Source organism: Actinacidiphila bryophytorum (genome assembly GCF_016916835.1).
Taxonomy (GTDB): Bacteria; Actinomycetota; Actinomycetes; order Streptomycetales; family Streptomycetaceae; genus Actinacidiphila; species Actinacidiphila bryophytorum.
Window position 1 is genome coordinate 1 of sequence record NZ_JAFFIX010000001.1, and the last position, 22,870, is coordinate 22,870.

13 protein-coding genes, 1 other RNA gene and 1 pseudogene are annotated in these 22,870 nt (G+C 70.3%); 13 read left to right on the forward strand and 2 right to left on the reverse strand.

What is annotated here, in order from left to right:
- Positions 1-473: pseudogene (locus tag JT723_RS00005) on the forward strand (hypothetical protein); the annotation flags it as partial.
- A 64-nt stretch (positions 474-537) separates the two neighbouring features.
- Here the strand turns inward: JT723_RS00005 and JT723_RS00010 are convergent.
- Positions 538-4,707, reverse strand: a complete 4,170-nt coding sequence (locus tag JT723_RS00010; protein WP_205042122.1) for a beta-sandwich domain-containing protein — start codon at positions 4,705-4,707, stop codon at positions 538-540.
- A 468-nt stretch (positions 4,708-5,175) separates the two neighbouring features.
- Here JT723_RS00010 and JT723_RS00015 point away from each other — a divergent pair, with 468 nt between their 5' ends.
- The 4 genes from JT723_RS00015 to JT723_RS00030 all read left to right on the forward strand — a co-directional run bounded on the left by JT723_RS00015 (position 5,176) and on the right by JT723_RS00030 (position 14,263).
- Positions 5,176-12,234, forward strand: coding sequence for an RHS repeat-associated core domain-containing protein (locus JT723_RS00015; protein ID WP_240164868.1), 7,059 nt, complete (start codon positions 5,176-5,178; stop codon positions 12,232-12,234).
- A 3-nt stretch (positions 12,235-12,237) separates the two neighbouring features.
- Complete coding sequence (locus JT723_RS00020; protein ID WP_205042123.1) at positions 12,238-12,708, forward strand: hypothetical protein; 471 nt, start codon at positions 12,238-12,240, stop codon at positions 12,706-12,708.
- A gap of 351 nt (positions 12,709-13,059) precedes the next feature.
- Positions 13,060-13,281, forward strand: coding sequence for a hypothetical protein (locus tag JT723_RS00025; protein ID WP_205042124.1), 222 nt, complete (start codon positions 13,060-13,062; stop codon positions 13,279-13,281).
- Between the two features lie 589 nt (positions 13,282-13,870).
- Positions 13,871-14,263, forward strand: coding sequence for a VOC family protein (locus JT723_RS00030; protein WP_205042126.1), 393 nt, complete (start codon positions 13,871-13,873; stop codon positions 14,261-14,263).
- An 8-nt stretch (positions 14,264-14,271) separates the two neighbouring features.
- On the opposite strand, the gene JT723_RS00035 is transcribed toward JT723_RS00030, so the two are convergent.
- Positions 14,272-14,463, reverse strand: a complete 192-nt coding sequence (locus tag JT723_RS00035; protein WP_033176262.1) for a hypothetical protein — start codon at positions 14,461-14,463, stop codon at positions 14,272-14,274.
- Positions 14,464-14,758: 295 nt separating this feature from the next.
- On the opposite strand from JT723_RS00035, the gene ftsE reads away from it, so the two are divergent.
- The 8 genes from ftsE (at position 14,759) to JT723_RS00075 (ending at position 22,809) form a co-directional block, all read left to right on the forward strand.
- Positions 14,759-15,448: a cell division ATP-binding protein FtsE gene (ftsE, locus tag JT723_RS00040; protein WP_205042128.1), complete on the forward strand. Its 690-nt coding sequence runs from the start codon at positions 14,759-14,761 to the stop codon at positions 15,446-15,448.
- Between the two features lie 50 nt (positions 15,449-15,498).
- Positions 15,499-16,416 (forward strand): permease-like cell division protein FtsX, encoded by a 918-nt coding sequence (ftsX, locus tag JT723_RS00045; RefSeq protein ID WP_205042130.1) that lies wholly within the window; start codon positions 15,499-15,501, stop codon positions 16,414-16,416.
- A 134-nt stretch (positions 16,417-16,550) separates the two neighbouring features.
- A complete protein-coding gene (locus JT723_RS00050; protein ID WP_205042133.1) occupies positions 16,551-17,804 on the forward strand; it encodes a S41 family peptidase in 1,254 nt (417 codons plus the stop codon).
- Between the two features lie 18 nt (positions 17,805-17,822).
- Positions 17,823-18,302, forward strand: coding sequence for an SsrA-binding protein SmpB (gene smpB, locus JT723_RS00055; protein WP_205042136.1), 480 nt, complete (start codon positions 17,823-17,825; stop codon positions 18,300-18,302).
- Between the two features lie 140 nt (positions 18,303-18,442).
- Positions 18,443-18,812, forward strand: a transfer-messenger RNA (tmRNA) gene (gene ssrA / locus JT723_RS00060).
- A 181-nt stretch (positions 18,813-18,993) separates the two neighbouring features.
- The gene (locus JT723_RS00065; RefSeq protein ID WP_205042139.1) at positions 18,994-20,358 is read left to right on the forward strand and encodes a nitrate/nitrite transporter; all 1,365 of its coding nucleotides are present in this window, start codon (positions 18,994-18,996) and stop codon (positions 20,356-20,358) included.
- Positions 20,359-20,489: 131 nt separating this feature from the next.
- On the forward strand, positions 20,490-21,662 hold the full coding sequence (locus JT723_RS00070; protein WP_205042141.1) for a uroporphyrinogen-III synthase: 1,173 nt from the start codon (positions 20,490-20,492) through the stop codon (positions 21,660-21,662).
- Between the two features lie 568 nt (positions 21,663-22,230).
- Positions 22,231-22,809: a CGNR zinc finger domain-containing protein gene (locus tag JT723_RS00075; protein WP_205042143.1), complete on the forward strand. Its 579-nt coding sequence runs from the start codon at positions 22,231-22,233 to the stop codon at positions 22,807-22,809.
- Positions 22,810-22,870 lie beyond the last annotated feature (61 nt).

Sequence of the window (22,870 nt, forward strand, 5' to 3'; positions counted from 1 at the left end):
AGAACGGCGGGACCGAGAACGGCGGGACCGAGAACGGCGGGACCGAGAACGGCGGGACCCAGAACGGTGGCACCGAGAACGGCGGGACCCAGAACGGCGGGACCCAGAACGGTGGCACCGAGAACGGCGGGACCCAGAACGGTGGCACCGAGAACGGTGGCACCCAGAACGGTGGCGGCAACAACGGCGGTGGGAACAACGGCGGTTCGACCGGGTCCACGACCACGGGCGGCACGCACTCCGACGGCAACGGCAACACCTGCACGCTGACCGGTGAGAGCGTCGACTGCGGCAACGACACCAGCACCGACAACACCCAGCCGGTCGCGCAGGGCGACACCACGAGCCAGCTCGCCGAGACCGGCTCGAACGGCACCACGTTCCTGCTGATCGGCGCCGCGACCCTGATCGCGGGCGGCATCGGCTTCCGCCTGACCCCGCGTCTGGCGGCCGGCCGCCGCAACGCGGTCTGACACACCGAAGGGGCGGGGCCGGAACGCATCTGCGTTCCGGCCCCGCCCCTTTGCCTCGCGCTCGCTAAGGCGCGGGGGCCTGCGGCGGTACGAGCACCGTCAGATCGTCGGTGATCGTCCGCGCCACCGCTGCGTAGCCGTCGACCGACAGGTTGACGTGGTCACCCGAGTCGAAGTCCAGCGGCGCGGCCTGGTTGCTGAGCTGCTGCTCCGGGGGCGTGGCGGTGCTGGCCGGATCGTCCACGGCGACGCCCGCGTTGGCGTCCACGTAGGTCTGTCCCGGCGGGTTGCCTGCCGATACCCCGCTGATCCAGTCGTTCACCGTCTGCCGATAGGCGTCCACGGTGTCCGTGCAGGGCGCGTACCCCTCGCAGGGCGTCAGCGTCATGATGACGGTCCTGATCCCCCAGGCCTGCAACTGGTCGAGGAGCAGTTGGTAGGCGCTGGTCAGAGACGTGTCGTCGCTGCCGCCCACGATGTCCTGAAGCCCTTGGGCGATCACCACTGTCGTGACACCGGGATCGGACAGGACATGGTCGTCGAGACGCGACAGCAGCGAATTGCCGCCCCAGCCCTGTGTCATATCCGTGGCTATCCGATTGGTCGCGAGGTCGGCAGCCAGGACACCGAGGTTCGGAACGCCTTGAGTGTTGGTCTGGAGGGCGCGTGCAGTCCTACCTCCCAACCGCCATGAAGCGCCCAGCGCGTTACCACCGCCCACCCCGGTAGTGCCTGTGATGTTGGTGTCGATCAAACCGTCACCAATGGTGACGACGGTGGGCTGGTTGCCTGGCGAGACAACGTCCAGGCCGGTGACCACGTCGGTGAAGTAGCCCCACGTCACTCCCGTGCCGGTGAACGCGGTGTTTGCCACGTCCTCCGTGTGATCACCGCTGCCCACTGCGCTGATGTAGTTCACCGCCTCGGAGGCCCACGCGTGCTCGGGGATGTAGTGCACCGTGTCGGCCAGGTGGAAGCTCACCAGGACCGGTTGGTTCGCGGTGACCGACGCGCCCAGCGGATCGCTGAACAGCTCGCCTCCGGACGGAAGCACCACGCTCGTGGAGCCGCCGAACGTCATGGTGGCCGGGGTGTCGGCAGCCGCAGAACCGGCACTCCGCTGGGCAAAGGTCACGTGGTCGATGGTGAGCGGCGTCGAGTTGCCTCGATTCGACAGCTTGACCCGCACACTGGCTCCGCCGACACTCGGCGTGACCGCGAGCCTGAACGTCTGGTCCCTGTAGTCCTGACCGCCGATGAAGTTGTACGGCAGGTTCATGTTCGGCGAACTCCACGCCCCCGTCCACGAGGCCCCGCCCCCGGCGGACGTCGTGTCGCGTACCGCCATCGCCAGGATGTGCAGGCCGGGCACGAAAGCCTGCGCCTTGCTGCTCAGGTCGGGGAGGGTCACCGACGACACCTGGGCGCCCGGGGCCAGCGGGACCGCGAAGGCGTAGATCTTGTGGTTGGTCGTCGTGACCTGGCCCGTGGGGGAGTTGAGCTTGACGAAGCCGGTCGCCCCCAGCGACGAGGGACCCGTGCTCCAGTCCGGCACCGCCAGGTAGTACGACTGGGGCGCCGTGTCGCCGGCGTACGTGATCGTGCCGGAGGCCTCGCTGCAGTCGCTGTAGTGCTCGTTGTCGTAGCCGTACGAGCAGTTGGTCGCGCTGACGTCCGTGCCGTCGGGTACGTACGGGCTGCTGTGGTCGGCGGGGGCGTGGTCCGCTGCGCTGCCGCCGTATGTGGAGGTGGCCAGGAAGACCAGGGCGTTGCCCTGTTGACCGCTCATCGTGATGGTCTGGTTGGCCGCGAGCACGTTGTCGGCTGCGCCGGTGCCGAAGTCCGGCAGGGTGAAGGTCGCGCCGTCCACGGTGATCTTGCCGCCGGGCTGCCAGCCCTTGGACTGCAGTTCCTGCTTGGACAGCGAGTAGCCCTTGCCGTCGATGTCGGCGGCCGTCGGGGCCGCGTCGTCGGAGATCGCGGTGTTGTTGAAGGCGGCGGCCAGGTTCGGGTAGGTCTGTGCGGCGTGTCCCACGGACGTGAAGTGGTATTCGTGCATGGGGGATTCGTTGCCGGCCGAGTCCAGCGCGTAGACGAACAGCGTGTGCGTGCCGGGCGCGACCGGGGTCGCCGTGTACGTCGCGGTGCTGTTGGTCGCGGTCTTGGTCTGGCTCGCGGGCGCACCCGTGGTCGGGGGAGCGACGTCGAGGCCGAAGACGAACTTCGCCGCGGCGTTCTGCGTGGAGCCCGGGTCGACGTGCGCCGTGAAGGTGCCGGGGGTGCCGGCGGGGGCGCCGGGGCCGCCGTCCTTGTCGAGGTCGGGGTAGACGTCGGCGGTGACGTCCGGCTCCGCGGGGGCGCGCTGGTCGACGGTGAAGTGGCAGGTCGAGGTGCTGGCCTTGGTGTCCTTGCCGTCGGTCACCGACACCTGCCAGTTGACGGTGCTGCCGTCGGCGAGGCCCTTGATGTAGGTGAGCGGGAAGGTGGCGGGGGCGGACTGCCCGCTGGAGACGTCCTTGCTCTTGATCGTGGCCTTGGCCGCCGAGCCGACCCAGTAGGTGTACGTCGCCTGGAGTGCGTCCTTGTCCGTGTCGGAGACGACGGAGGTCAGCGAGGGCGGTGTGGTGGCGACGGTCTTGCCGAGGATCGGGTAGGGCGTCGCGGTGGCGCAGCCGTACGTCGAGGAGTTGAGCTTGACGGTCGGCGTGGCCGGCGGGTTCGGGACGTGGTTGTAGGTGATGCTCACCGACGGGTTCGCCGCGAACCGCTTGAAGTGGTAGCCGTTGGACTCGCTGCCGTTGATGAGCACGTAGGTCAGCGACGACCAGTGCCCGGCCGCCGCGCTGGCGACGGTCGAGGTGGCCGCGAAGCCGCCGGAGACGTAACTGCTGCACGCGGGTGCGAAGGAGTGGCTGTCGATCTTCGTGCCGGCGGCGGGCTTGGCGTTCCAGGTCGTCTTGGAGCTGATCGCCGAGGTCAGGTACATGGTGACGGTGCTGGTCGTGTCGCACTGCGCCGCGTACGTCTCGGTGGTGTTGATGACCGCGCTGACGATGTGCGTGCCCCAGATCCCGGAGGGAATGCCGAGCTGGAAGTACGAGCGCTCGATGCCGACGCAGCCGGAGTAGACGTTGTCGCCGACGCCCGGGTCGCCGTACTTGGTCGAGTCGTAGTTGGACGTGGTCGGGCAGCCGGACTGGACCTCGGCCCAGTGCTGGCGCGAACCGGACGCCGGGTGCGGGTTCCATGTGGGGTCGATGTAGACCGGGTAGACCGTGTCCTTGCCGGTGAGCAGGGCGCGGTCGGGGGTCAGGGCGAGCGCGCCGGCCGCCACCCGTACGCCCAGCGGCGCGGTGTGCGCACCGGGCTGCGGGGCCGCGGCGGAGGGCAGGACGGCGGATCTGGCGTGCGCGGCGGGCGACATCGTACGGGCCGGGGTCGCGCCGGCCGCCCGCGCCGAGTCCCACATGAGGGGGGCGGGGGCGCTGAAGGCGACGGCGCCGTCGGCGGTGACCGCGGCGAGGCCGTCCCGCCCGGCGTTCCTGACGGTGACGCCGGTGCCGGTGGTGGCCAGGGTCAGGGTGCCGAGCCGCGGGTCGGCCGCCGCGGCGGGTGTCTTGACGACCAGCACCTCGGAGAAGCCGCCGAGTGTGGTCGCGGTGACCTTGAGGTCCACGTCCGGCAGCACGCCGGCGTAGGTGAGGGCGTCGCCTGCCGCGGTCGGCGCGGGCAGTGCGGGCAGCGACGTGGGCCAGCCGAAGGCCAGGCGCTCGGCGCCGGAGCCCATGGCCGCCAGCGGCGCGGACGTCCCGCCGCCGGAGAGCCGGAGCGCGCCGACCGCGGCGGCCGGGCTGTAGGTGCCGTCCGCGTTGCGTACGAGGGTCGCGTCCACCGGCGTCCAGGCGCCGTTCTTGCGGACCCTGGTCGGCAGCAGGCTGGCGTTGTACGTCGTGGTGCCGGAGGGGTTCGCGGTCGTCGTGGACGTCCCGGTGGTGAGCGCGTCGACGGTGACCGGCGTGCCGTCGGCGGCGGCGCGGTCGTGCGCGGCCTGCAGGGCCTTGCGCTGCGCCGCCGTCAAGCCGTCGGCGTCGTCCCTTGGCGCCAGCGGTACGCCGGGTGTGCGGGCGGGCTCGTCCGGCAGCGGCGCCGCGGTGCCCTGCCCGCCGGACGCCGGCGGCGTGCTCGCGCTGTCCGCCGCGGCCGGTCCCGCGCCCGCGAGCGCGAACCCCGGCATAATTCCCACAACAAGAACGCCGGCAATGAAAACGGACTTCCAGCGTCCGCGCTTCCCTGAATTTTTGCAGCGCAAACTCATTCGTTGACGCATTTCCCCCACCCCTGGCCCGAGCCGTTATCGAGAGACAACCCGGAGCAAGCTAGCTGCTGTCTGTTCGATTCCACAAGTAGTCGCAAGGACGTGACGCCCAGTCACATCACGCCGATGGCCAGCGGCCTTGTGAGCCTTGTGTGACCGGCGTTGCCCCGGTGAATCGGATATGTCGCTCCTGGGCGTAAAGGGCCGCATCCCATGATTTACCCGGCAACGTCCTGCACATTTGACCTGCCCATGGTTTTTCGAAGGCCAAACCTTTGCCGTTTGTTCTCCCCGGGAAATCCCGTTCCGGGGTGCGGGTTGCTAGCTTCTGCCTTCTGCTGGTCCACGCCTTGGGGGGTTGCGGTGCGCAGTCATATCGGCATGCCTATGCGTCGTCGTTCGGCGGCGGGTGCGCGCAAATCGTGGGCCTGGGGCCTGTGGGCCGCCCTGCTCGCGCTGGTCGTGCCGTTCGTGACGGGCGGCCCCGCCGCCGAGGCCGCCGCGCCGCACTACGACGTCAAGCCGAAGAAGGAGCGGGTCGTACCCGTAGAGCCGGTCGCCCACCGCAGCGTCAAGGTCCCCGCGATGCCGGCGTGGGACCCGGCGGCGGCGCACCGCAGCTGGCCCGCCGCCGGCAGCGCCGACGTCGCGGTCACGCCGGCCGCCGCACGGGCCGCGGCCCTCCCGGTGCGCCTGGCCCAGGCGCCCCCGAGGACGCCGGTAAAGGCGCAGGCCAAGGCCCAGGGGAAGGCCGCCGCCCGGACCCCCGTCACCCCCGTCACCCACGCCCGCGTCACCGTCGCCGACCAGAAAGCCGCCCAGCGCCTGCACCTGGGCGGCCTGGTCCTGCAGGTCGCGCGGACCGACGGCGCCACCGGCACCGGCGACGTCCAGGTCAGCCTGGACTACGGCGCCTTCAAGGACGCCTACGGCGCCGACTGGGGCTCCCGGCTGCGGCTGGTGTCGCTGCCCGCGTGCGCGCTGACCACCCCCGACCTGCCCTCCTGCCAGACGGAAACCCCGCTGGCCTCCACGAACGACAGCGGCACACACGTGGTCTCCGCCGTGGTGCCGCTGTCCACGACCGCGGTGCTGGCCGCCGCCGCGGGTGCCTCGGGCGGCGGTGGCAGCTTCTCGGCCACGTCGCTCTCGCCCTCGGGCCAGTGGTCCGGCGGCGGCGCCACCGGCGACTTCTCCTGGTCGTACCCGATCGGCGTGCCCGACGTCCCCGGCGGCCTGCAGCCGTCCGTCGGGCTCTCGTACAGCTCGCAGAGCATCGACGGCCGCACCTCCACGACCTCGCCGCAGGCGTCCTGGATCGGCGACGGCTGGGAGTACTCGCCGGGCTTCGTCGAGGAGTCCTACACCGGCTGCGCCGACGACACCGCGGGCGGCAGCCCCAAGACCGGCGACCAGTGCTGGTCGGACGCCGCCGACACGGTCACCCTGTCGCTCAACGGCGCCTCCAACACCCTGGTCCACGACGACGCCACCGGCACCTGGCACCCGCAGGGCGACTCCGGCGAGATCGTCAAGGTCGCCACCGACACCGTCAACGCCGACCAGGAGCACCGCTACTTCACCGTCACCACCACCGACGGCACCACGTACTACTTCGGCCGCAACCAGCTGCCCGGCTGGTCCGACCACGGTACCGCGGCCGACGACCCGGTCACCAACTCGGTGTGGACCGCCCGCGTCTACGGCAACGACACCGGCGAGCCCTGCCACGCCTCGACCTTCACCGCCTCCGCCTGCAACCAGGCCTACCGGTGGAATCTGGACTACGTGGCCGACGACCACGGCAACGCCGTCAGCTACTGGTACACCCCGGAGACCGGCTACTACGGCCCCGACAACACCACGTCCCCCGCGCCGTACACCCGCGGCGGCTACCTGACGAAGATCCAGTACGGCCAGCGGGCCGGCAAGGTCTACGACACCGCGGGCACCCCGGCCGCCGCCCAGGTCTTCTTCGACACCGCAGAACGCTGCCTGCCCGGCACCGACTTCGACTGCGCGCCCGCCAAGCTCACCGCGGCCAACGCCGCGCACTGGCCCGACGTGCCCGCCGACCAGATCTGCGCGTCCACCGGCACCTGCAACAACCACGGCCCCGCGTACTTCACCACCCGCTGGCTCACCGGCATCCGCACCCAGGTGCTGGTCGGCACCGGCTACCAGAACGTCGACTCCTGGGCGCTCACCCACGCCTTCCCGCCGCCCGCCGACGCCAAGGACACCACCACGCCCACCGCGTGGCTGACCGGCATCACCCGCACCGGCCTCGACGGCGGCACCCTGGCCACCGAGCCCGTCACCTTCGCGGGCCAGGCGATGGTCAACCGCGTCGACGGGCTCGACGGCTACCAGCCTCTGGCCCGCTACCGGTTGACGACGATCACCACCGAGACCGGCGAGGTCGTCCAGGTCCAGTACACCGTCCCGCAGTGCCACCGGTCCGGCACCACCGTGCTGCCCGGCGCCGCGGACGACAACCACCTGCTGTGCTACCCCGTCTACTGGACGCCGCCCGGCCAGGTCGAACCGCAGCTCGACTGGTTCAACAAGTACCTGGTGCACGCCGTCACCGAGCAGGACCCCACCGGCGGCGGCCAGCCGATGGAGACCGTCTACTCCTACGTCGGCGACCCGGCCTGGCACTTCGCCGACGAGCCCGGCACCCCGGCCAAGTACCGCACCTGGAACCAGTGGCGCGGCTTCGGCCAGGTCGAGACCCGCACCGGCTCCGACACCACCGGCACCACCCTCACCCGGCTGAACTACTTCCGCGGCATGGACGGCGACAAGACGTCCGGCGGCACCCGCAGCGTCTCCCTGACCTCGGCCGGCGGCGACGTCACCGCCACCGACAAGGACTGGTACGCGGGCCAGGTCTTCGAGGCCCGCAACTACGACGGCGACGGCGGCGCCCTGCTCTCCGACGCCGTCACCGTCCCGTGGGCGAGCGCCGCGACCGCGACGCAGACCCGTACCAAGGCCGGCCTCGGGCCGGTCAGCGCGCACATCCTCGGCATGGCCCAGGAGCGCGCCACCACCACCAAGGCCGACGGCACCGCTATCACCGACGAGACCGACTACACGCACGACGCGGACACCGGCCTGGTGCTCGCCGTCGACGACAAGGGCGACCTGTCCACCACCGCCGACGACCGCTGCGAGAAGACCGCCTACGCCACCGGCGGCAGCGGGCAGCTGCTGCCCGCGCCGCGCCGCATCACCTCGCTCGGCGTCGGGTGCGGAGCCACACCCGCTTACCCCGGCGACCTGCTCAGCGACGACGTGATCTTCTACGACGGCGCCACCGACAGCACCGCCCCGGTCACCGGACCCGCCGACGTCACCAAGGTGCAGAAGGCCGACTCCGCCGCCGCCGACGGCACACCGCACTACGTCACCGCGAGCACCACCACGCTGCCCGGCACCAACACGCCCGACTACGACATCTACGGGCGGCCGCTGAGCCAGACCGACGCGCTCGGCCACCGCACCACCACCGCTTACACCCCGGCGACCGGCGCCGCACCCACCAGGATCAAGACGACCGAGCCGCAGGTCACAGGGCAGCTGCAGGGCTTCAGCTCCACCACCACCTACGACCCGGCGCGCGGCCTGCCGCTGGCCACCACCGACGTCTCCGGCTACACCACCAGCAGCACCTACGACCCGCTGGGCCGGATCACCGCCGGCTGGGACGCCGGCTTCTCCCAGTCCCTCGGCGCCCAGCCCAACGTCACCTACACCTACGGCCTGTCCAACAGCGCGCCGTCCACCGTCACCACCAGGACGCTGGTCGACAACGGCAGCGCGACCACGTACCAGACGTCCGTCAGCATCTACGACGCGCTGCTGCGCCCGCGCGAGACGCAGACCGCCACCGTCGACGGCGGCCGGGTCATCAGCGACATCGCCTACGACGACCACGGCTGGACGGTCAAGGCCAACGGCCCCTACTACACGAAGGGTTCGCCGGACGGCACGCTCGTCTACGCCCCCGACGACCAGGTCGCGAACGAGACCGCCACCTTCTACGACGGTGCAGGACGCGTCACCGCCTCGGCCGCGTACACCTTCGGCTCCGAGACCTGGCGCACCACCACCGCCTACCCCGGCTCCGACCGCACCGACGTCACCCCGCCCGACGGCGCCTCGCCCACCTCGACCTTCACCGACGGCCGCGGACGCACCGTCAAACTGCTGACCTACCACGGCACCACGCCCAGCGGCTCCGCGGACACCATCACGTACACCTACGACAAGTCCGGCCACCAGACCGGCCTGAAGGACGGCGACGGCAACGTCTGGTCCTCCGGCTACGACATGCTCGGCCGCAAGACCTCGCAGACCGACCCGGACACCGGCACCAGCACCAGCAGCTACGACCTGACCGGGCAGCAGCTCACCGCGACCGACGCCCGCGGCAGGACCGTCACCAGCACGTACGACGAGCTGGGCCGCCCCACCGCGACGTACGACACCACCGGCGGCGCCGCCCCCGGCACCGGCAACCGGCTCGCCTCCTGGACGTACGACACCCTCAAGAAGGGCCTGCCCACCTCGTCCACCAGCTACGACGACGGGCTCGCGTACACCAGCAAGATCCTCGGCTACGACAGCCACGGCTGGACCGGCTCCACCGAGACGATCATCCCGGCCGGCGACGGCAACCCGGCCGGCACGTACATCACCGACCGCACCTACACCCCGACCGGCAACCTGCACTCCTACACCGAGGGCGCCGCCGGCTCCCTCCCGCAGGAGACCGTCAGCTACGGCTACGACACCTTCGGCCGGCCCACCTCCGCCGGCGGCGACGTCGGCAGCTGGGACTACGTCGACAAGCTGGCCTGGACCGAGTACGACGAGCCCGAGCAGTTCACCTTCGGACCCTCGGGCAACTTCGCCCAGACCACGTACTCCTACGACGAGCAGACCCGGCGGCTGGCCGGCCAGCTGACCGTCACCCAGTCCGGGCACGTCCGCGCCGACAACACCACCTACACCTACAAGGCCGCCGGCCAGGTCACCCGGATCAGCGACCAGCTCGACACCGGGCAGACCGACACCCAGTGCTTCCGCTACGACGGCGCCCAGCGGCTGTCCGCCGCCTGGACCGCGACCGACGCCTGCGCGGCAACCCCGGCCGCCGGCTCCGCCGCCACCATCGGCGGCCCCGCACCGTACTGGCAGTCCTGGACCTACGACGCCATCGGCGACCGCGCCACCCAGACCGACCACGACCTCGCGGGCGACGCCGCCCAGGACACCGTCGCCACCTCCACCGACGCCAAGGCCACCGGCGGCCCCGCCCACGCCCTCGCCCAGGTCGCCACCCACGCGCCGGCCGCACCCGTCACCGACGCCGTCACCTCCTACACCTACGACCAGGCAGGCAACGTCGCCACCCGCACCACCCAGGCCGGCACCGACACCTTCACCTTCAACACCGCCGGCAAGCTCGCCAAGCTCCAGCAGACCGGCACCGCAGGCGACACCACCTACGTCTACGACGCCGACGGCAACCTGCTGGTGCGGCGGGACGCCACCGGCGCCACCGCCTACCTCGGCGACGAGGAGATCACCCTCAAGGCCGGCGCCACCGGCATCACCGGCGTGCGCTACATCTCCATCGCCGGCCAGCCCGTCGCCGTCCACTCCTCCGACGGCACCTTCGCCTACGTCGTCTCCGACCGGCAGGGCACCGGGCAGCTGCAGATCGACGCCGCCACCCAGACCCTCACCCGCCGCCAGTACCTGCCCTTCGGCCAGACCCGCACCGCCACCAGCGGCTGGCTCGGCACCCGCGGCTACGTCGGCGGCCAGCAGGACGACACCACCGGCCTGACCAACTTCGGCGCCCGCGAGTACGACGCCACCACCGGCCGCTTCCTGACCCCCGACCCGCTGCTCGCACCAGGCGACCCGCAGTCCCTGAACGCCTACGCCTACGCCGACAACAGCCCCGTCACCCTGTCCGACCCCAGCGGCAACCAGCCCGAGGACTGCCGCTACTACGAGTGCCAGATGTACAACGGGCACTTCATCTTCGGCAACAAGCGCCCCCAGCAGCCCGGCGGCGGCTCCGGCAGCAGCAGCCCCGGCAAACCCGACGCGTCCTCGACCACCAAGAAGGCCCAGGACGACGCGGCCGCCGCCCAGCGCGCAGCCGACACCGCCAGCCAGGTCGCAGCCGCCGCCCGGGCACACAAGGAAGGCCTGGTCAGCAAGATCGTCCACCTGGTGGGCGACCTGATCGGCGTCAACGACGCCATCAGCTGCTTCACCGAGGGCAACGTCATGGGCTGCATCAACACAGCCCTCGGCAGCGTCCCCTGGACGAAGGTCTTCAAGGCCTTCAAGGTCGGCATCAAAGCCTTCAAGGTCTGGCGCGAGGTCGAAAAGGCCGAAGGCCTGGTCAAGGACACCCAGGAAGCCCTGAACGTCGCGGAAGACGTCCTGGCCGCCAAACGCGAGGCCTCGTCGGCGGCAGCGATGAACGACGCGAAGGCGGCGGCCGACGAGGCCGCCAAGGAGGCCCCGAGCCCGGCGCCGACGTGCCACAGCTTCCTCGCGCAGACCCCGGTCGCCATGGCGTCAGGCGACCCGAAGGCCATCTCCGATCTGAAGGTGGGCGACGCGGTTCAAGCCACGGATCCTCAGACCGGGTTGACCCGCCCGGAGAAGGTCCAGAAGGTCATCGTCACGCACACCGACGAGGAGTTCACCGACCTCACCCTGACCACCGACGACGCCCACCCCAACGCCCCGCCGGCCCACCTGACCACCACCTGGCACCACCCCTTCTGGGACGCCACCCACCACCGCTGGACCGAAGCCCACGCCCTGACCCCGGGCACCCACCTCCGCCGGCCCGACGGCACGACGGCCACCGTCACGACAGTCCGCAACTACCACCGCCAGGCAGTCACCTACGACCTCACGGTCACGGACCTCCACTCGTACTATGTCCTGGCGGGCACCACCTCGGTGCTGGTCCACAACTGCGGTACCGGACCCACTGAGGCGGATGCAGTTGCGGCGCGAGGGCGAGCCGAAGAGCTTCAATCGCAGCGCAACGACTATCCGCATGCTGCTCAGCACGGCACTACCGCTGTCATCGGAGTGTTCAACACCAAGACGCGGCAGTGGGTCAATAAGGTGGCCATCAACGGTGATGGAGCGGCCCCCTGGGCTCTGCGAAGCGGTGAAGAGTTTGTTCAAGGGGCTGGCCACGCAGAGCAGACGATCCTGAATAGCCTGGGGTCTCACGAGGTCGTGGGATTCGGAGGGACGTCGCGTAATATCTGTAGGGATACTTGCTATGCCCTGCTGAACAGCAGGGGTATGCGCTTTGGCGGCGCAGGGTATTTCGGCGGCCGAGCGGATAAGACGCCGTTCTCGTACTTCTGGCAGGAAGGCTCGTAGGTGATGGAAAGCGTCCAGCTGACGTCAATATTCGGCTACGCCGTCGGAGACCTGGTGCGCATCTCGACCGAGGCGCTTGACGCGCAGGTCCGAGAAGTGCTCGCGCGCCGTGTTCTTGTGAATTGGTCGTGGCGTCAGGTGGATCCGGATTCGCAAAACAGCTGGGATGGCGCCATCGGTTTCCCTCGTGACCCCGATGCCTACGATTGGTGTAACACTCCGTGGCGACTCGAGCCCGACTCGTCAGAACTGAAGGTCGGTGATACATGTCTGGTAGGGATTCCGCCGACGGAGGTTCGGATTACGGGAATCGGGAAATTTGATCCGCCTGCGGACTTCGGGTTCCTGCCACGCCCCGAATATTTCCTGGAGCTTGTGCCAATCGACATGCTCGACGACGAAGAGGCCGGGTATGTTCTCTACCTCAACGGAGAGGAGCCGATCGAGATCGAGGTCCTGGAGCATGGTGAATGACCAACGCGGTGTCGGCGCGATGGTCGAGCAGGAACCTTTTCGTGGGCACGTTTGATCAGGCCTCGCTGTTTTGTAGTGGGACCGTGCCGCCCTGGTGGCTGGTCGTCGCCTCCGGCGGCTACGCCAACCCGAGTTGGACGCCCTGGACGAGCGTTTCCGCCTGGCAACGGCACCTGTCCCGTCCTCCGGTATGAGCGAGCGCGCGACGTCACCACCAGCACGGTGGTGGCGGTCCCGCTACCCGCGGCTCGTGACCAGGGATTCGACCGCGGACTTGCCGGCGACCTGGTCCCCGGCACCCACGTACATCGGCTGACGACAACCGTGGTCCACGAGGCTAGGGTCGTGGGAATGACGTACAAGGGTGTGGATCCGGCGACGATCACGCCGGAGATGGCCGTTCGGATTCGCGTATGGCGAGTCGACGAGGAGTTGTCGTGGCGCGCCGTGGCCATGGCTGCGTCCGACCTGTGGAACGCGGAATACGGAAGCAACCAGCTCTACGGCAAGGACCTCTGCGCGGCCGCGGCGAAGGTGCTGGGTGAGGACCCTCACCGGGAACCGTGGAACTGACACCCCGCCTGCGATGAATCGGAGCGAAGGGGCTGCGCTGCTGATCGAATGTGCAGTGCAGGGGCTGATTGACATCAGGACGATCGGGCGGGATGTGTCACGGGGTCTGGACGCCGACGGCTCGGCTCATGCCTGGGCCGGGGCGGAGGAGATCGGGGCGCTACTGGATGGCGAGGAAGTTCGCAAACTCCGGGCGCGGGTGGGCTGTGGAAGACGTTGACGTATCGGTCGGTCAGTACGTGGATCGCGCCGGCTTCCTGCCGTTGGTCGCAAGGTCGCTGCGATCGCCGACGTGTGCCATCGCATCCCGTTTCCCCCGGGGAACACTCCAGGCGTGAACTCGATCCAATTCCCTCGGCGTATCTCGAACGGCTGGGGTCGTAACTCGCCGGAGGGACGCGAGTGGTGCCGCCGACGGTCCGGCGCACTGTCCTACGAGACGCCCCGTTCTGTCCGTCGCGTGCTGGACAGGTAAAGGGCGAGGAGCCGTGATGGCAGGGGTCGGGCGGGATCGGGTCTTTCGCAACTGTCGAGCGGCCGATGTGAAGGTCGGTTGCGCTGCGGACGGTGATAGGGGAGGCTCGCGCGCATGGTTTCGGTAGTGCAGAACATCGCGATCGACTGTGCGGACGCCTATGGGCTGGCCAAGTGGTGGAGCGGGGTCACCGGGCGGCCGTTGCATGCGGAGGACTTTCCGGGGGATCCGGAGGCGCAGGTGCTGCTGTCGGAGGACGGACCGGTGCTGCACTTCAACCAGGTGCCGGAGGGGAAGACGGGGAAGAACCGGATCCATCTGTGCCTGCGGCCGGAGACCTCGCGCGACCAGGAGGTGGAGCGGCTGCTGGCGCTGGGCGCCGGGTTTGTCGCGGACCGGCGCAATCCCGACGGCTCGGGCTGGGCGGTGCTCGCGGACCCCGAGGGCAATGAGTTCTGCGTACTGCGCAGCACGTCCGACCGTGCCGCCGGAGGTCACTCAGGGTGACTGCGAGGTCACGCCGTGGCGTGTTCCACGACGAGGACGACGGCCAGGAGGGCCACCAGGAGGGCGATCAGGGCCGCGGGGGATATGGAGGACCAGCCGGGCTCCTGCTGCATGCGGGCGCGGTTGGCGCGGCATACGGGGCAGCGACCCTCGGCCACCGGGCCGGAACAGTTCGCGCACACCAGCCGGTCGACTGTCATCGTGGTCTCCTCACTCCGTCCGGTGAACGCTCCCGGTGGGTGAATCGTTCCCGGGAGGGACGCTCGCCAGTCCTGGGGTCGGCACTGCGTACGCACTCTCCACTGTGCCAGGTTCTGGGGAGCGGTGCGCCCGGGGAGCACAGAAGCCGTGCCGGGGCGGTAATGGGACGGCTTACCCCGTTATGCCCTGTGGGACGGCCCACCAACCCACTCCGACGACTGCGCGCGGCTTGACCCGTCGCGTAGTGTCGCCCTCATCCCCTGTCCGCTCACCCCGCAAACCCCTGGTGCGAACGTGATCCGATTCGACAACGTCACCAAGACCTACCCCAAGCAGAACCGCCCCGCGCTGCGGGACGTGTCGCTGGAGATCGAGAAGGGTGAGTTCGTCTTCCTGGTGGGCTCCTCGGGCTCGGGCAAGTCGACCTTCCTGCGGCTGATCCTGCGCGAGGAGCGCACCGACACCGGCCTCGTACACGTGCTGGGCAAGGACCTGAACCGGCTGTCGAACTGGAAGGTCCCGCACATGCGGCGCCAGCTCGGCACGGTCTTCCAGGACTTCCGGCTGCTGCCGAACAAGACGGTCGCCCAGAACGTCGCCTTCGCCCTCGAAGTGATCGGCAAGCCCCGCGGCACCATCCGCAAGACCGTTCCCGAGGTGCTGGACCTGGTCGGCCTGGCCGGCAAGGAGGACCGCATGCCGGGCGAGTTGTCCGGTGGTGAGCAGCAGCGCGTGGCCATCGCGCGGGCGTTCGTGAACCGGCCCATGCTGCTGATCGCGGACGAGCCGACCGGAAACCTCGACCCGCAGACGTCGGTGGGCATCATGCGGCTGCTGGACCGCATCAACAGGACCGGCACCACCGTGGTGATGGCCACCCACGACCAGAACATCGTCGACCAGATGCGCAAGCGCGTCATCGAACTGGAGAAGGGGCGGCTGGTTCGCGACCAGTCGCGCGGTGTCTACGGCTACCAGCACTAGCGGCCTGCCGACACGACACCCGTCCCCTTCCGAAAGGAAACCCGACCCCCATGCGCCTCCAGTTCTTCCTGTCGGAGATCGGCGTCGGCCTGCGCCGCAACCTCACGATGACCTTCGCGGTGATCATCTCCGTGGCGCTCTCGCTCGCCCTCGCCGGCGGCGCCCTGCTGGCCAACAAGCAGGTCGACTCGATGAAGGGCTACTGGTACGACAAGGTCCAGGTCACCGTCTACATGTGCAACAAGAGCGACGCGACGTCGACGCCGAGTTGCGCCAAGGGTGCGGTGACCGACGACCAGAAGAAGGCGATCCTGGCGGACCTGAAGAAGCTGCCGATCGTCGAGAAGGTCTACTTCGAGACGGCGGAGGGCGCGTACAAGAACTACGAGCAGCAGTTCAAGAACTCGCCCATGGCGGCCTCCATCACCCCGGACCAGATGCAGGAGAACTACCGGGTCAAGCTCAAGGACCCGACGAAGTTCACCGTCATCGCCAGCGCCTTCCAGGGCCGCCCCGGTGTGCAGTCGGTCGAGGACCAGCGGGCGGTGCTGAAGAACCTGTTCTCGCTGCTGGGCGGCATGACCAAGGCCGCGTACGTGGTGCTGGCCTTCATGCTGACCGTCGCGATGCTGCTGATCATCAACACCGTGCGGGTGTCGGCCTTCAGCCGCCGCCGGGAGACCGGCATCATGCGGCTGGTCGGCGCGTCCAGCTTCTACATCCAGATGCCGTTCATCATGGAGGCGGCCTTCGCCGGCCTGGTCGGCGCCGCGGTCGCCTGCGTGATGCTGCTCGGCGGGCGGTACTTCATGATCGACGCCGGCCTCAAACTCCAGGACAAGATCCCGCTGGTGTCCTTCCTCGGCTGGGACTCGGTCGTCCAGGTGCTGCCGCTGGTGCTGCTGATCGGCTTCCTGATGCCTGCCACGGCCGCATTCATCGCGCTGCGGCGGTACTTGAGGGTCTGACGCGGGCCGCCGGCGTACGGCGCAGGCGCGAAGGCCGGGTTGCCGGCAGACGACCGCCGGGGGTGTCCACGGGACCCGCCGGCGGTCGTCGTATCTTTCCGTACGACGCCGGATTCTCGCCTAGACTTCCCGCCATGTCCGGCCCGTTGCTGTTCGGGACGCCCCGCCGCATCCGCCGCGGGGCCACCCTGACGTTGGTGTTCGGCACGATGCTCGCGACCGGTGCCGCCGCAGGCAGCCTGACGGAACCGCAGCAGCGCGCCAGGCCCCGTGTCGCCGCGGCCCCCGCCGCCGACGCGCAGCGGCAGTCCGCGGACCCGGCCGGTACGGCACAGGACGCGGGCGGCGACGGCAAGAGCGGCGCCGCGCACCCGAAGGGCACGGCCGCGCAGAAGGCCGACAGCGAACGCATCGCCCAGGAGATCGCGGCGGGCAAGGTCGGCCCGCAGGCCGTGCAGCGGTTCGTCAGCCGCAGCGGCGACCGCTGGTCCTCCTTCTACACCGCCCAGGAGTACGCGGGCCTCCAGGAAGCCCTGGACGGGCGCTACGTCGGCACCGGCCTGTGGGTGCGGCGGATCGACGGCGGGCGCATCCAGATCGCCCGCGTCCAGTCCGGCAGCCCCGCCCAGCGGGCCGGCATCCGGGTCGGCGACGTGCTGGACTCCATCGACTCGGTGCGGTGCACGGGCCTTGCCGTCACCGAAGTCGTGGCGGACCTGCGCGGCGACAACGTACCCGGCAGCACGGTCACGCTCGCCGTGCAGCGCGCCGACCGCGACTGGACGGTCACCATGCAGCGGGCCACGCTCGCCACCGAGGCGGTCACGGTGAGCCACCCCGACGGCCCGGACGGCCCGACCGACATCGCCATCGACGCCTTCACGCTCGGCACCGGCGAACAGGTGCGGGCCGCGGTCGCCGCCGCTGAGCACGGTGTGCTGCTCGACCTGCGCGGCAACTCCGGCGGCCTGGTCGAGGAGGCCGTCGCCGTGGCCTCCACCGTGCTGGACGGGGGACTGGTGGCCACCTACGACGTCCACGGCAAACAGCAGGCGCTCTACGCGGCAGCCGGCGGCGACACCGCCAAGCCGCTGGTGGTCCTGGTCGACGGCGGCACCATGAGCGCCGCGGAGATGCTCGCGGGCGCGCTCCAGGACCGCGGCCGGGCGGTCGTCGTCGGCTCGCGCACCTTCGGCAAGGGCTCGGTGCAGATGCCCAGCACCCTCCCCGACGGCTCGGTCGCGGAACTGACCGTCGGCCACTACAGCCTGCCCGACGGCCGCGGGGTCGACGGCCACGGCATCGAACCCGACGTCCAGGTGTCCGGCGGCCAGGACGCGGCGGCCGAGGCGCGCGAGGTATTCGCTGGCCTCGGCACCCCCTCCTAGTGGGACAATGACGGGGCTATGGCAAAAGAGACCGGTCGCAAGATCATCGCGCAGAACAAGAAGGCGCGACACGATTACCTCATCCTCGACACGTACGAGGCGGGCCTGGTGCTCACCGGCACCGAGGTCAAGTCGCTGCGCCTGGGCCGCGCGTCGCTCGTCGACGGCTTCGGCCAGCTCGACGGCGGCGAGGCGTGGCTGCACAACGTGCACATCCCGGAGTACGTCCAGGGCACCTGGACCAACCACTCGGCGCGCAGGAAGCGCAAGATGCTGCTGCACCGGGCCGAGATCGACAAGCTGGTCCACAAGACCCAGGAGACCGGCCACACCATCGTGCCGCTCGCCCTGTACTTCAAGGACGGCCGGGTGAAGGTCGAGATCGCGCTCGCCAAGGGCAAGAAGGAGTACGACAAGCGGCAGACCCTGCGGGAGAAGCAGGACCGCCGCGAGTCCGACCGCGCGATCTCCGCGGCCCGCCGCCGCCAGCGCGCCTGACAGGCCCGGGGCACCCCCGGGACCCCGGGGAGTACGCCCCAGGGGGGAATACGCTGGCCGCGCCGCGCGCTGATCACGTACGATGGGGCCAGCGGCATCGGACCATGGTGAGTCCGGTGTGCACATTGAAAAAAACACATGGGGATGATCGGTTTCGACTGGGGATGTCGAAGCAGGGGAAGCGAGCCGAGGAAGCGGCAATGATCTCGTTAACCATATGTCGCAACCAATAATCGCCAACACCAAGCGCGATTCCTTCGCCCTCGCTGCCTAAGTAGCGACTTGCGAAGTGTCAGCCCGGGGGTGATCCCGACCCGGATCCTGGCATCATCAAGGGATCTAAACTTCCAGGACCGGTCACGGGTCCTGGGAGGAAACCAAACAGTGACTGGGCCCGTCGGCGGCTTGTCCGCGTGACTGCCGGGGCCGAGAAAAGCACAGCGGACTGCGCTCGGAGAAGCCCTGGTTCCGCACCACAGGACGCGGGTTCGATTCCCGCCATCTCCACTCATCCCATGCGCCGGACGGCGCCTCCCAGCCGGGAGGCGCCGTTCGGCGTTTCCGGGGGCTCACACCGGGCGGGTCGGGGGAATGAGAGCACGGTTGCGCCCGCGTGACCTGGTGGCACGGAGCGGTAACCCGGTGTTCCTAGGGTCGGGGCGACACCCGGCAGAGCACACAGGGAGGCGCCATGAGTCGGTGGGCGGGGCGGTGGATCGAGAGTTGGGATCCCGAGGACGAGCGGTTCTGGAACGAGGGCGGCGGCCGGCGGGTCGCGCTGCGCAACCTGGTCTACTCCGTGCTGTCCGAGCACATCGGCTTCTCCATCTGGAGCCTGTGGTCGGTCATGGTGCTGTTCATGGGGCCGGAGTACCACGTCGACCCGGCGGGGAAGTTCTTCCTGGTCGCCATGCCGACGCTGGTCGGCGGGGTGCTGCGGGTGCCGTACACCTTCGCGGTGGCCAGGTTCGGCGGCCGCAACTGGACGATCTTCAGCGCGCTGCTGCTGCTGGTCCCGACGGTGACCGCGTCCTTCGTCATGAAGCCCGGGGTCTCCTACACCACGCTCATGCTGGTCGCGGCCCTCACCGGCGTCGGCGGCGGCAACTTCGCCTCCTCCATGACCAACATCAACTCCTTCTACCCGCTGCGCGAGAAGGGCTGGGCGCTCGGCCTCAACGCCGGCGGCGGCAACGTCGGCGTGGCCGCGATCCAGCTCGTCGGCCTGCTGGTCATCGCCACCGCCGGCGCCACACACCCGCGGGTCGTCCTCGCCGTCTACATCCCGCTCATCGTGGTCGCCGCCGCACTCGCCGCGCTCTACATGGACAACCTCACCGCGGTGAAGAACGACACCGGGGCCGCGATCGACGCCGCCAAGGACCCGCACACCTGGATCATGTCGGTGCTCTACATCGGCACCTTCGGCTCCTTCATCGGCTACAGCTTCGCCTTCGGGCTGGTGCTGCAGAACCAGTTCGGCCGCACCCCGCTGCACGCGGCCTACCTCACCTTCATCGGGCCGCTGCTCGGCTCGCTGGTACGGCCGCTCGGCGGCCGGCTCGCCGACCGCTTCGGCGGCGGGCGCATCACCCTGTGGAACTTCCTGGCCATGGCCGCCGCCACCGGGGTGGTCGTGGCCGCCTCCGAGCAGAAGTCGCTCGGGCTGTTCCTGCCCGGCTTCATCGCGCTGTTCGCGCTCAGCGGGCTCGGCAACGGCTCGGCCTTCAAGATGATCCCCGGCATCTTCCACCAGAAAGCCCTGGCCAAGGGCCTGACCGGGGAGGCCGCGGCAGCACACGGGCGGCGCCTGTCGGGCGCGTCCATGGGCCTGATCGGGGCGGTCGGGGCACTCGGCGGCGTCGGCATCAACCTGGCCTTCCGCGAGAGCTTCCTGAACAGCCACTCCGGCACCCCCGCCTTCGTGTCCTTCCTCGCCTACTACGCGGTCTGTTTCGCGGTCACCTGGGCCGTATACCTGCGGCGCCCCGCCCGCACCCGCGCAGGGGAGGAGCACAGCGCCCCCACCGGTGCGGCCGCATACGCGGAGGTGTGAGCGCCTGATACGTACGTAACACCCGGGAAATCCCGGCGAACCGAACCCGTCACCCCGCCTTGGGACGATGCCGGAACCCGGCGGGGTGGCGGGACGGAACGTGGAACCTCAGCAGCAAGGTGGGCGGAGCGATGCAGGCGCAACAGGCGAGCGGGAACGGCGGACCAGAACCTGTGGCACCGCTGGCGGGCTTCACCGTCGGCGTGACGGCGGCCCGCCGCGCCGACGAACTGGGCGCACTGCTGGAACGGCGCGGCGCCACCGTACTGCGCGCACCCGTCCTGCGGATCGTGCCGCTCATCGACGACGCGGAGTTGCTCGCCACCACCAAGCAACTCCTCGACGACGCACCCGACATCGTCGTCGCCACCACCGCGATCGGCTTCCGCGGCTGGATCGAGGCGGCCGACGGGTGGGGCCTCGGCGAAGCGCTGCTGCGGCGGCTCGGCGAAGCGGAACTGCTCGCCCGCGGCCCCAAGGTGCGCGGCGCCGTCCGCGCCGCCGGGCTCACCGAAGCCTGGTCGCCCGCGTCGGAATCCATGGCGGAAGTGCTCGAACGGCTCCTGGAAGAAGGCGTCGACGGGCGGCGCGTCGCCGTCCAGCTGCACGGGGAGCCGCTGCCCGGCTTCATCGAGTCGCTGCGGGTCGCCGGCGCGCGCGTCGTCGCCGTCCCCGTCTACCGGTGGCTGCCCCCCGAGGACATCGCCCCCGTCGACCGGCTCCTCGACGCGGTCGTCGCGCGATCGATCGACGCGGTCAGCTTCACCAGTGCGCCGGCCGCCGCGTCGCTGCTCGACCGCGCCGGGCAGCGCGGGCAGCTCGACGCCGTCCTCGACGCCTTCCGGCGCGACGTGCTCGTCGCCTGCGTCGGGCCGGTCACCGCGCTGCCCCTCCAGGCGCACGACATCCCCACATTCCAGCCCGAACGCTTTCGGCTCGGGCCGCTCGTGCAGGTCATCGCCCGGGAGCTGCCCGGGCGGGTACGGCCGCTGCCTGTCGCCGGGCACGAGGTCGAGATCCGCGGGCAGGCGGCGGTCGTCGACGGCCTCCTGCGGCCGGTGCCGCCGGCCGGTATGGCGCTGCTGCGCGCTCTCGCGCGCCGGCCCGGGTGGGTCGTCTCCCGGGCCGACCTCCTCCGGGTCCTGCCCGGGGCCGGGCGCGACGAGCACGCCGTGGAGACGGCCATGGCCCGTCTCCGCTCAGCCCTCGGGGCGCCCAAGCTCATCCAGACCGTCGTCAAGCGAGGCTACCGCCTCGCCCTCGACCCCCACGCCGACAAATACGCCCCGGGCGCCGCCCTCTAACCCCCGGGGTGCCCCCGCCCCCGGCCCGGGACCTTCCCCCGGTGGTGGGCTGTTCTCGCAGTTCCCCGAGCCCCTGGGTGACTGCCACTTGCTGTGGCGTTGCCTTCTTTCCCCCCGCTGGGGCGGGGCGCGCAGTTCCCCGCGCCCCTGAAAAACGCTCACCCTCGCAGGCAGAGGGCACCCACCTGAAAAACGCCCACCCTGCAGGCAGAGGGCACCCACCTGAAAAACGCCCACCCTGCAGGCAGAGGGCAACCATCAGGGGCGCGGGGAACGGCGCGCGCAACCACCGTGGACCGTTGTGTGGGGACGGGCGATCACCACCCCAGGGGCGCGGGGGACTGCGCGCCCAGCCCGAGCGGGCGGGAAAAAGGCAACGCACCGCAAGGGGCAGGACCTCGGGGGCGCGGGGAACGGCGCGGCCAGCTACGACGGCGCTGAGGTCGAGCGCGTACCGCAAGGGGGAGGGTGGAGGGAGCCCGGGGGAGCCGGGGGTGTAAGGCTCTAGCCCCCGACGGGAGGAAACCGGCACTCTAAGGGCGAGCCGTCCGTACGGAGGGAGGGGGCGATGGGGGAGTTGAGGTTCGACGGGGGGCGGGTGTGCCTGGACCTCGTGGCGACCCGGGTGGCCCGGCCGGTGGGGGAGCGGCTGGACCGGGCCGAGCGGGTGGTCGAGTGGGCGTACGGCACCGGGCTGGTCCCGCCGGGGACCCCCGTGGACGCCGACGCCGGCTGGACGCAGGGCCTCACCGACCTCCGTACGCTCCTGGAGGCGCTGGTGGGCGCCCAGCTCACCGGCGCACCGCCGCCGCAGGACGCGGTGGCCCGGCTCAACGACCTGGCGCGGGTCGCCCCGCCCGCCCCGCGGGCGGTGCTGGCCGAGGACGGCACCCTGACCAGGGCACTCGCGGCGCCGCCGGATGCGGCAGCCCTGCTCGCGGCGGTGGCGAGGGACGCGGTGGACCTGTTCACCGACCCGGTGGCCCGCTCCCAGCTGCGCCGCTGCGAGGGCGAGAACTGCGCCCTGGTGTACCTGGACACCTCCCGGGGCCGGCGCCGCCGCTGGTGCAGCAGTGAGGTGTGCGGCAACCGCGAGCGTGTCGCCCGGCACCGCAGGCGTACCGCACCGGCGTTGCGCAACGCCTGACCCGGGGTGCCGGGTGGGCAGAAGCGCGCAGGTCGCGTACGGTTGCAGGCTGCCCCTCGCG